5 protein-coding genes are annotated in these 8816 nt (G+C 52.2%); 1 reads left to right on the forward strand and 4 read right to left on the reverse strand.

Features of this window, described 5'->3' with window-relative positions; translation table 11 throughout:
- From gatB to dacB, 3 genes are all read right to left on the reverse strand, one after another.
- Positions 1-1016: Asp-tRNA(Asn)/Glu-tRNA(Gln) amidotransferase subunit GatB (gatB, locus tag IQ260_RS22725; protein ID WP_193995371.1), on the reverse strand; the 1016-nt coding region annotated here is incomplete at its 3' end.
- A gap of 64 nt (positions 1017-1080) precedes the next feature.
- Positions 1081-4311, reverse strand: coding sequence for a glycoside hydrolase family 15 protein (locus tag IQ260_RS22730; protein WP_193995372.1), 3231 nt, complete (start codon positions 4309-4311; stop codon positions 1081-1083).
- Positions 4312-4501: 190 nt separating this feature from the next.
- The gene (dacB, locus tag IQ260_RS22735; RefSeq protein WP_193995373.1) at positions 4502-5899 is read right to left on the reverse strand and encodes a D-alanyl-D-alanine carboxypeptidase/D-alanyl-D-alanine endopeptidase; all 1398 of its coding nucleotides are present in this window, start codon (positions 5897-5899) and stop codon (positions 4502-4504) included.
- A gap of 342 nt (positions 5900-6241) precedes the next feature.
- Between dacB and IQ260_RS22740 the strand changes: the two genes are divergently transcribed.
- A complete protein-coding gene (locus IQ260_RS22740; protein WP_193995374.1) occupies positions 6242-6487 on the forward strand; it encodes a hypothetical protein in 246 nt (81 codons plus the stop codon).
- A 368-nt stretch (positions 6488-6855) separates the two neighbouring features.
- Here the strand turns inward: IQ260_RS22740 and IQ260_RS22745 are convergent.
- The coding region (locus IQ260_RS22745; RefSeq protein WP_193995375.1) for an NACHT domain-containing protein at positions 6856-8816 on the reverse strand (1961 nt) is incomplete at its 5' end.

The following is an 8816-nucleotide window of genomic DNA, read 5'->3' on the forward strand; positions in this document are numbered from 1 at the left end:
AGAACACGGGTGTCGTAGGCCGATAGACCGAGTTGGGTTTCGTAGCGATCGCGTTTGTCAGCCGGTAGCTCAGGCAGCTCTGATTTCCAGGCTTTGAGCTGCTTTTTAGAGACTTCGATGGGGGGCAGATCGGGTTCGGGAAAGTAGCGATAGTCGCTAGACCCTTCCTTAGAACGCATGCTCTTAGTGACCTGGGTGCTTTCGTCCCACAGACGGGTTTCCTGAACGATTTCTTCATCGCCGCTTTCCACCGCTTCGGTCTGGCGCTCGATTTCGTAGTCGATGGCCTTTTGAATGGCGCTAAAGGAATTCATGTTTTTGATTTCCACCTTGGTGCCAAATGCCTCTTGTCCCCTGGGTCGGATGGAAATGTTGACATCGCAGCGTAGGGACCCTTCCTGCATATTGCCGTCGCCAACACCCAGATAACGTACGACTCGACGAACTTCCTGGGCGTATTCAGCCGCTTCTTTTCCGGTGCGCAAATCAGGCTCGGAGACGATTTCAATCAGAGGCACTCCCGCCCGGTTGTAGTCCACTAGGGAATAGGCAGACCCGGCTAAATTATCACTGCCCGCATGGACTAACTTACCGGCATCTTCTTCCATATGGAGACGGGTGATGCCGATTTTCTTGCGCTCCACATTGCCGCTTTTTTTATCCACCAGCTCTATATTGATCCAACCGTGCTCGGCAATGGGCAAATCGAACTGGGAGATTTGATAGTTTTTGGGTAGGTCAGGATAGAAATACTGCTTACGATCAAATTTGCTGTAGGGGGCAATTTGACAGTTTAGGGCCAGACCGGCTTTGACCGCATATTCCAAGACTTTTTCGTTGAGCACTGGCAGTACCCCAGGCATGCCCACGGTGATGGGGTCGATGTGGGTGTTAGGGTCGGCTCCAAACTCGGCTGAGCTGGGAGTGAAAATCTTGGTATTGGTGCTGAGCTGGCAGTGGATCTCTAAGCCAATGACGGCTTCGTACTCGGTCTTAGCAGGTGCCGCAGCGGTCATAGTGGACGGTGGGTGAAATGAACGTGTCCTATTGTAGCGGCTGGCGACCGGAACCAGGATGAGTTTATTGGACGGATGCCATTTCACCTTCTCCTAGTTCAATTAGAAACTGCATTGCTTTGGCTGTGTATTTGGCACATTGGTGGGGAGAATCCTGATAAAACGAGCGCCAGGCTTTGGCTTTATCCTGCAGGTAGCGATGGGCGCGGTGATCGCCGCCGTCGAGCCAGGCCAGGCGAACGGCATGACCCACCAGTACGTCTAGCACAATGTAGTCATCGACCTGCCAGTCGGGGTTGGTGTCAAACAGCTCTGAAAGTTCCATGAGGGCTTCCACATTGATCTGACGATATTCGGGAGCCTGAATTTTGTTAAACAGGTGTTCAATCCGCAGAGCAAAGTCTTTTTCCTCAGGTGTTGTATCCGATAGAATCAGGTCGCTGACTAGACGGTTCCGGCGTTCTAGCTTATCGCCAATGACGATACCCTTGCAGTGTTTAAGCAGTCGCCATACCCGTGGGTAAAAGTCTTCGGGGACGCGGTTGAGGCTACCGTCTCGCTGCCGTCGATGCAGCCAGTCTTCGGAGGGTTCGTTTTCTTCTGCCTGGGGTAGCACAACCCAGTTAACGGCCTCGGGTTTGCGAGACTGAATCGATTCTTGACGAAACAGATTGTTGTCAAGGCCTTCGTATCCGGCCAGTACCTGCCGCAGTCGCATCTTGATTTCAAAAGGACTCATGGCCATGAGTGTCTCGTAGGCTTCGTCCTGGGTGCAGTACTGTTCGCGACAGATCTCGCTGTTAATTAATAAAATTAGGTAGCTTACCCGCAGGGTGAGGAGACCGTCAAATAGCTCAGGGTCTGAGTTGATCACTACGCTGAGGTAGATCAAGATCTCTTGGGTGAGGGTGCGATCGCGAATATCCTCACCACAAAATTCATTAATCTTGGCCAGCAGCTCCCGAGGTGCCAGCGGATCTGTAATCAACGAAGCTTCACTATAGGCTTTGCCCACCGCAATCTGCTTTTGTCGCACCAGCAGTTCTGTCGCCGCATCCGCCAGACCGATGGCCATTTTGTTGAGCAGACCTGCCGCCCGACGGACAATGGCCCATAGCTCCAGACGCCCCGCTTTGATATAAATCTCATTCAACAAATTAGCCAGGGTCACTTGCTCCCCTGCGTCCGTGCCCCAGCCAGTGTCATAGGTGAGATTCTCCAACCGACACAGATTGCTAACCAGCTCAATCTGCTCGTACAGATTGTCAGAGACCTTCAGCGTTTCCAGCAATCGCCAGCTATCGTTTTCTCTCTCTAGATCCAGCTCTTGAATCTGACTCAGGGGCTGGGTATTACTTTCCGAAAGTGGCAAATAGGCCGAAATTGGCATGGTATAAGACGACAGGGGCTGGTTTGCCTCTGTTAAAGAGCGCTCCTCCATCCGCTCGGTCGCTGCTGTTAGCATCAGCTGAAATAGAGAGCCCACCTTGACCGGCACGCCGTTACATTCACCATCTTTAAGCTCAAAAATCAGCTGTAGCAGCGGCGAATCGCTAATGGACTTATGGCCCAGTTCAAACATGCGATGGGTCAGCAGCAGCGTCACCGTCGGACGACCAGGTTCGTTCCAATGCTCGTGGATATAGGACAGTTCGCTACGAATTTGAGCCACGAGAAACCGATAGTCAAGGGTGATATAAAACTGGCTCGGGTCCAGAAAGGCCGGAACAAATACCACCGTCTCCCGCTGAATCCGAAAAATTCGCGATGTGGTCAGGCTGCGCAAACGCTGATCGGGACGACCGGTAGTCTGGAGTTTGTTGTTGCACCCAATTTCTGCGTAGAGATTCGCCAAGTCTGTAGACGTACGAACCTGCACCGGGTCGATCTGTTCTAAAACCTGAGTCTCAATGCCGTAGTTAGCCAGCTGTTGCTGCAGTTTGCTATCCTCTGACAGTAGAGAGATTTGCACAATGGGCTGACGATTTTGACCCACCTTGAGGTGTCGGGCTAGAGGGTCAATGTCTCCCAGGGTAATCAGCCCGTCCTGAATCATTTGTCCCAGGTAGTAAAGACTTTGAGCCCACACCAGGGGGATATTGTCATTGGGCTCTCGGATCTGACTGTGGGGGTTTTCCCGTTCGGCCTCAATCATGGCTTTGGGCACATAGTAAAGCTCTGGCAACAGATCTAAGCCATTTTTATGAATCGCTAAAGCTTCTAAACGCTCTTGATAAAAGCTAGCCCGATCGCCCTTATTCCGAAACAGGCTATTGAGCAGCAGATAGCAGAAAAACAGAGGCCACTCACATTCAATGTGTTCAAAATCCTTGAGTTCTCCAGGTTCGTAGTGCAGTCGTTCAGCATCTTCGACCACGGCCTGGTGCCCATCCCGCAAAAATCGCTTACAGCCATATTGTCCCTGCAGTTTGTCCACGATGGCCTCATGGGTCGCCTTAAGCAGGTCAGGATTATCCACAGCAAAGGCGGGAAATCCAATCACACTGAGAAGGGCCGCATCGATTTCTTTAGAACCCGATTCCCTTGGCAGTAAAGATTCCAGGGTAATGCGCGTCCTGGCGATCTCATCCGGCAGGACATGAATCACAGAGCCATGACCACCCCTCACCCCAAACAGGTTGAGACCGTTCATCGCTTCTAGTGCAGCCTTGGCCATACCCACGGAGCTGCCGTTGAGTTCAGGTTTGCCGTGGTTGAGCTTATTGCCCCGTTCCCAAATGCCATAGTCCGCTGTCCGATAGGCGCGACCGATGTAGTAGACCAAATTTTGGACAAAATCGACCTCGTCACGGGTGTAGATAATCTGCAATCCTGAGCTGGTCATCTGAGCCAGCATCAGCAGATACACAGCGGTGGCATCCAGCTGCAAATGACCCCATTCGTCATCACCCACCACGGTACGTCCCGTGGGCGTATCGTACTTGGCATGGAGCGCATCTAGCGGATCCTGAGTGCGTTTAAACGTTTCCACCTTGTGGGTTTGCTGCATCATGGCAAATAGCAAACCGCGCATCAGCTTGGTCACGCTTTGCTCTAGCTCATAGGTGCGTCCCAGATTCTCGTCAATCTTGCGATAGGCCAAGGCCAATCCCCACACCGCCATAATGCTATAAACATTGTCCCGGACCCAGGCATCGGTGTAGTCGCCATGGGTGTTGATGGCGGTACTGGCTGGCAGCAGTCCCGTAACCGGATTTTGACGCGACAGAATAACTGTCTGAATTTGCTGATAGTAATGGTCGAGGTGGTCTTGACGAGAGGTGAAACGAGACATGCGGTATTAGAAAATGACAGGAATCGCCTCGAATAGAGTGAGCCAATGGAGAAAATTCTAAAGAGGCAAAAAATCTAAAAAAAGATTAAGGGACCAGAAAAATTAAGGAAGACGTCCATATTAACTCACCCCCCCGCAATATTCCCAGGCGGCCCATAGCGCCAGGCCATAGCCGATGGGAAGCTTTTCTTTAGCAATCCTCTAACTGGGCCGTGACCTTAACGATGTCATCTAGGATGCGTCGCAGCGTGCTGCCGCGCTGGTCGAGGTTATTGATCAGGATGCTCAGCACTAGCGGGTCGTGGCTATGGGGGTTGAGATAACCTGACAGCGAAGCATTGTGGCTGACAGCGCCCGTCTTACCTACAAAGCGGATGCTGCCTAGGCGATTGCGCAAGGTGCCATTGGTGCCAGCGACGGCCAAGGAATTGCGATAGGTATCTGCATGGGGAGATTGAGCCATGGCCTGGAGGGTATCAACAAAGGCTTGAGGCGTGGCCAGATTATGGCGAGATAGGCCAGAGCCATCAACAATTTCATAGAGTTCCGGGTTGACGCCCAGGCGTTGAAGGATCGTTTCTAATGCTTCAACACCGGCAGCGGTGGCGTCTTCAGCGGTGCGTGCCCCTAGGGACTTGAGCATCGCCTCGGCGTAGATGTTCTTGCTGTTGCGGTTTGTGCGCACCATCCACTGGGCTAGCGGTGGGGAGGTAATGGCGGCGAGTTCGGAGCCGTTTGCCGCTGCCGTAGTCAGACCGCTCTGGGCGACGGTGATACCCTGACGGGTCAGGGTTTGGCGAAAGCGGCTGATAAAGTAATCGGCGGGGTTGGGCACCGCAACTGAAGCCGTGTCGGGAGCTGCACCCGCGATCAGCTGACCGTAGACTCGCAGGATGGGACGGCTCAGATCGCGCCCAATGTCGATATATTCTGGCTGGTTTTCGGCTACGGAGCGGGAGAAGTTTTCAATTTGCCACTGACTGCTCAGGCTCGGATCATCCCATTCCACCCGCAGAGGTTGGCCTACGGTTTGAGGATACAGGGTGAAACCCAGTTCATTGGCGTTAATGATCAGGCTATTGGCGGGGGCTCCATAACCTGCTTGGACGTCTTCCCATTCCCAGTTAGGGTTGACGGCTGGTCCTGAAAAGTAGCTGTCATTGCCCAGCAGGTTGCTGATATTGCTGATGCCTTTGGTTTTAAGCTGGCCAGCTAGTTCGTTAAGTTGGTCATCGCTAACGGTGGGGTCGCCTCGACCGACCACCTGCACACTATTGGTCTGGGGCTGATCATAAACTGATGTGCGAATGGTGAAGTTAGGCCCCAGACTGGACAGGGCTGCCGCCGTGGTTAGCAGTTTAACGTTGGACGCGGGTACAAAATAACGATCCGCATCGCGGCTGTAGATGACCTGACCAGTCTGGGTTTCAATCAGCACACCCAGGCGAGCCTTTTTGAGTGCGGGTTGAGCTGCAATTTTGTTAACTTCTCGGGCGAGGTCCGCACGACAGTAGGCGCTGGCCGAGGCGGTGGGCAGTAGCGCCGTGAAGAGTGCGATTAGTGGAATCCAGGGTTTGAAACAATTCATTGCTAGAATCTCGTCACGGCAGTGGATAGCTAATGTAATAATCTGTCACTTGACGACGCTGATAGCGGTGGTCTACGTTTTCATAAGGTCCGCAATAACTGCGGCCTGTTCCACTAGAACCTAATATTTGGCACCACCGGCAGGTGTTGAGACCACCATGCCGATGGCTAACCCCCAGAAAGCACACGCCAATCTGGAGGCTGGGTATTATTATGCTCCAGTCACCTCGATTAGCGAAATTTTTCGCAGGGTGGCTGGATTTTAGGTTCTGGCTTTCCTTGCCTCAAAGCCTTTCTCTGTGAGGGTTTGAGAGGTTTTACTTTAGTTGGAGAACCAGAATCGATGTTTTTAGATAATACTCAGGACGCCGGCGCGTCTAATGTTCCGCCTGCCGATAATTCCCTACCCGACTATCCTTGCGAATTTGTTCACCACACTTTACGCGGCAGCCTCACCGCCATTCGCAACACCATCAAACTGTTGCATAAGCTGAACTATGCTGAACCGAATGATTGGAGTATGCCATTACCCACTGGGCGGCCCAATGAGATGATGGCGCTTCTGACCAAACGGGTGAGGGTGGATTAGGTGAATTAGATCTTGCACCTGGTGGAGAAGCACCAACCCGCCCAGGGTTTTGAACCCTGGGCTAGCCGAAGGGTGTCTACTGAAAGGGACACAATTATCGGCAATGGGTTTTGAGGGTTCGCTTCCACAACACTTAACGATGCTTCGCTCGCTCCACCACCAGCCTCCAGCGCCTCCATACCCAATTGTCCCTTTTAGCGGACAACCCCCAATTAGCGCTGGCGTTTCAACCCAGCGTGGGCTTTAGCAACACAGCCAATCTCAGTGCAAGATATGAGCTAAAGGGGGTAAAGATCGGTCTCAGAAAATACGAGGGTGCGCTATGGGCAACAATAGCGCACCCTGCCAGCCAAGGAACGGAAAGCGTTTTAGGGTTTCATGCCTTGCCGATAGTCTTCTAGGGGCATGGCGGCAAAATGTTCTTGCAGGGTACGGTGTAAAAAACGGAAGCGACCGCCAACACGTTGGAGCAGCAGGCGCTCGGTGCAGTAGTTGAGGAAGTTGGCGTAGAGGTAGGGGATTTTGCCGGAGCGGGCGAGGATGAAGCGGAGAGCGTAATGGCGGAGGTAGGCGTCGCCTCCGCCATATTTCCAAGTTCGCAAGAATAACGCTACAACCCCTGCGCCTACAATGCCAGCAATTTGTTGTTCATCTAAGCTGGGTACCAAGGTGAGACCAAGGGGTAATAGCCACAACACAAGTCCTGCCGCCGGTATGGCCATCGCCAATAAAAATACCGTATTCCGGCCTGAGTTGAGAATGCCTTGGTTGGGCTGTACCTGAGTTTGAATGTCGGCTTTACAGCCTTCAATTAGACCACAAATTAGACTTTCAATCAGCCCCCAAATCAGCCCTAAAATTAGCCCTAAAATTAGACTCCAAACCAGACCCCAAATTGGACCCAAAATAAGGCTCCAAACCAGACCCCAAATCAGACTCCAAATCAATGTCTTTAGAGAAAACCGCGTGACGTGCGAAAAATGACTTTTCAAAATTTCAACCGTATCAATTGAGTGCAGACCTTCAATCAGACCTTCAATCAGCCCCCAAATTAAACCTCCAATCAGCCCCCAAATCAGCCCTAAAATCAGCCCTAAAATCAGTCCCCCAATTAAACTCCCAGTCAGTCCCCCTATCACACCGAAAATCAGACGCATCTGCCACTTCTCGCTATGGGTAGTCAACAATGTGGGCTGCATACGCTCAATCAAAAACTCATCCTGTTCTATATTCTGAGCCAGCCACACTAGCCATCGACGGGTTTGTTTAGCTGTGGGGACTCTAGTCGGTTTGTATTGTTTACAATTTTTCTCACTCAGCGGTTCCGCCAGCCTCGCTCTCACATAAGCATCCAACAGCAGCGTCAGCCTATCCTGGTCTGTATTTAACCGCGACCACTTTGCCAAATCCAGTTCATTCCGTGCCAGGGTCAACACGCTTAACCACAGGGGCACCCGCACCAAATCCACAACAGTTTCATCCTGACTGACTACGGACCACAGTTCAGTCTTTCCCGTCTGCTGCAAATACCGTTCTATTTGTAGTTTCTTCAATGGCTGCAGACAAATCGCTCCGTTAAGCGTCAGTACCGTTTTGTAGGTCTTATATTCTTGTATCCGGCTGCATATGGTTACCTTGCTCGCCCCCAAATCTGACCCCAGCCAAGTGTTAATTGCCTTCACACATTCTTTCTGTCGCTGGGCTGCCAGCTCATCCAAGCCATCCAACAGGGGCAGCAGCTTTTTCGCTTCCATTAGCTCCTGACCTTTTGCCTCCCGTACTTGGTACTTTTCTCGGAGTTCTTTTACTAGCCACTGAGCGATGGTTTGTTTGTCATCTTGCCAGCTTGATAGGTTAAACAGGACGGGAATGGGCTGGCTCATATCCTGCTGAGCAAGAATGACCAAGTCCTTGGCCAGGTCCAGCAGGGTGGTTGTCTTTCCCGCCCCCGGCTGACCCAAAATCAACAGCTTGCCTGCAATGTCAGGCCGCTCGAACACATTGGCAATGGTCTGCCCGTCAGATATGGGTTCTGGGGCTTGCTTGCCCACCTTGACCTCCATGGCCCAGGGGCAGCTTACCTGGTTTGCGGCTTGCTCCTTTCCCAGCTCGATAAAGACCTGATTGTGTAATGACTGCTGCCGTCGGTAGCTGACTTCTTTAGCGACTTCGTCCAACAAGGTGTGTTCCAGTCTGGGGCGTTTTTCGGTGGAGGCCTTTTGGATGATGACGGTGTGGCCATGGCCATCTACCAGGATGTTACCGTGACCGACATTGGCTTTGTTTTGATTGCCCTGGAGGGTGTGAGCATGGTCTCCCTGGGCAATGT

Origin of the sequence: Leptolyngbya cf. ectocarpi LEGE 11479 (assembly GCF_015207065.1) — a bacterium.
GTDB classification, from domain to species: domain Bacteria; phylum Cyanobacteriota; class Cyanobacteriia; order Phormidesmidales; family Phormidesmidaceae; genus Leptothoe; species Leptothoe ectocarpi.

What these genes read in the sequence shown, in the direction of transcription:
- IQ260_RS22740 (WP_193995374.1), top strand. Translation starts at nt 6,242, where the DNA reads ATGTTTTTAGATAATACTCAGGACGCCGGCGCGTCTAATGTTCCGCCT.
- dacB (WP_193995373.1), bottom strand. Translation starts at nt 5,899, where the DNA reads ATGAATTGTTTCAAACCCTGGATTCCACTAATCGCACTCTTCACGGCG.
- IQ260_RS22730 (WP_193995372.1), bottom strand. Translation starts at nt 4,311, where the DNA reads ATGTCTCGTTTCACCTCTCGTCAAGACCACCTCGACCATTACTATCAG.